The organism is Burkholderia sp. LFS061, from assembly GCF_047978125.1.
GTDB lineage: Bacteria > Pseudomonadota > Gammaproteobacteria > Burkholderiales > Burkholderiaceae > Burkholderia > Burkholderia pyrrocinia_C.
In genome coordinates this window covers 1-559 of record NZ_JBFPFS010000139.1, presented here as the reverse complement: position 1 = coordinate 559, position 559 = coordinate 1, and the positions used below count along the sequence as shown (strand labels likewise).

Here is a 559-nt window from a genome sequence, read left to right as displayed (position 1 = left end):
CTCGTACACCGCCGCCGGGCAGAAGCGCGCCTCCGGCCCCGCGTAATTGCGCAGGTTCACGTTCACCGGCACGTTCGCATCTTTCAGCGTCAGGTGCGCCGGCTGGTTCTCCTCGTGGTTCGTGTTCGAGATGAACACCGACGACAGCCGGTCGAATGTCAGCTTGCCGTCCGGCTTCGGATACTCGATCGGCTCGCATTGCGACGCCGGCTTCAGCATCTCGTGGTCCGCGTGCTGGTGATGCAGCGTCCACGGTACGTTGCCGCCCATCACCTTCTGCTCCAGCCCGACCATCAGCGTGCCCAGGTACAGCCCCTTGGCCATCCACTGCTTGAAGTTGCGCGCGCGGTACAGCTCCGTGTACAGCCACGACTGCTTGAAGGCGTCCGGGTACGCGTTGAGTTCGTCCGACTGGCGGCCGGCCTGCACCGCGTCGAACGCGGCATCGGCCGCCAGCATGCCGGTCTTGATCGCCGCGTGGCTGCCCTTGATCCGCGATGCGTTCAGGAAGCCCGCGTCGTCGCCGATCAGCGCGCCGCCCGGGAACACCGTCTTCGGC

At 66.4% G+C, this 559-nt stretch carries 1 protein-coding gene; it reads right to left on the bottom strand.

The genetic code is table 11. The features are described from left to right. Positions 1-559, bottom strand: a 559-nt coding sequence (locus ACNQQL_RS36060) for an electron transfer flavoprotein-ubiquinone oxidoreductase (RefSeq protein WP_347069713.1), incomplete at both ends; no start/stop codon positions are given.